This window comes from Bradyrhizobium sp. WSM4874 (assembly GCF_055811835.1).
The window spans coordinates 1-1,686 of record NZ_JBVVPR010000139.1 but is presented as its reverse complement, the minus strand read 5'-3'; the positions used below and the strand labels follow the sequence as shown (position 1 = coordinate 1,686).

The 1,686-nt window shown below is 68.4% G+C and carries 1 protein-coding gene; it reads right to left on the bottom strand.

Going from position 1 to position 1,686, the window contains the following annotated elements; genetic code table 11:
* The coding region (locus AC0L3P_RS39655) for a condensation domain-containing protein (protein WP_473309420.1) at positions 1-1,686 on the bottom strand (1,686 nt) is incomplete at both ends.

The following is a 1,686-nucleotide window of genomic DNA, read 5'->3' as shown; positions in this document are numbered from 1 at the left end:
GTGGATGCACTTCGCCGAAGGATAAGGTGCCGCCGTCCGGTTCAGCTCCTCCAACAGATAGGCGCGCTCGTCGGACGGCAGGATGTCCAGCTCCCGCACCGGCGTGTTCGGCGCCCGCTCCAGCGCGTCAGCCAGTTGCGCGAGGGCCTGCTGCATGTAGCCGCAGACCCGATCCGCGGAGACGCCCTCCGCCACCTGCGCCGTCAGGCCGAGCGCCTCGCCAAAATCCTCCACTGACAAGGTCAGCGGATAGTTGGTGCGTTCCTCCCCGCCCAGCCATTCCACCCCCTCTAGCCCATCATTCGGTGCAGAACCGGACATGGCCGCCGGCGTGGTGTGGCGGTAGTTCAACAGCGCGCTGAACAGCGGCGCCGGCGCCGCAACGCCGCTGCAGCGTTGCGCTAGCGCCAGTGAGGCGTGCTCGTGCGCCAGCAGCTCGGTCAGCCGGGCGTGCGTGGTCCGCACGCTCGCCTCGACCCCGGTGCTATCAAGGTCAAGCCGCAGCGGCAGGGTGTTGATGAACAGGCCCATCGCGCGGTCGGCGCCGGCCCCGCCCTGCATGCGGCCAAACAGCACCGTGCCGAACACCACCTGCTCGCGGCCGCTGCTGCGCGCCACCACCTGCCCCCAGGCCAGATGGCACAGGCTCGCCAGGCTCACCCCGAGCCGCCGCGCCTGGCTGCGCAGCCGCGCGTTGAGCGCCTGCGGCAGCAGCCGCCGCGCCTCACCGATCTCGCTGCCGTCGCCGCGCACCTCGCTTAAGCCGAACGGCGTGGTCGGCACGTCGATGTCTACGAGCCTCGTCCGGAAGAACTCTTCATGCGCCTTGGCATCAACGCCGAGATGCGCCTGCGCCACCAGATTGCGGAACGGCTGCGGGGCCGCCAGTGCGTGGTCGTGCCCGGCGAACACGGCCCGGACCTCGGCGTGCATCACGTCCAGCGTGGTGTGATCCCCGATCAAATGATGCAACAGCTGCACAAGCAGCCAGCGCGCACTGCCGGGCTCGCGCGCAATCACAAACCGCAGCAATGGCGCGCGGCCAGGATCGATGCGATGCCGGCGCGGATCAAACCGCCTCCTAAGCTGCTCGGGGCCAGGACCCGTAGAGCCATCCAGCTCGACCTCGGTCACATCGAGGGAGGCATTGCGCCACACCACCTGCGCCGGGCGCGACAGGCCCTCCCAGACAAACGACGTGCGCAGAATATCGTGCCGATCCACCACCCGCTGGACCGCGGCCAGATAGCGGTCCAACAGACCACGCTCGGCAAACGCCATCTGCGCGACCAGCAGGTATGGATCGCCCTTTGTAGCCAACAGATGATGGAACAGGATGCCGTCCTGCAGCGGCGACAAGGCATAAATATCCTGGATGTTGGCGATGCCGCCGGGCACCGTGGCGACAATCCGTTCGATCTCTCCCTGCGCCAGCTCGATCAGCGGCAGCATCTGCGGCGTGATCGCCGTGCTTCTCTCCGTGATCAGGTTGGCCGGGACCGCCACCTCGTGATGACGGCCAAGGCTCGCGGCCAGATCGGCCAGCACCGGCTTGGCGAACAGGGTCCGCACCTCCACCCCCAGCGACAGCCGCCGCAGCCGCGCCATCAGCTGCACCGCCAACAGCGAATGGCCGCCCAGCTCGAAGAAGTGGTCGTGGCGGCCGACCCGCGCCACACCGAGAAG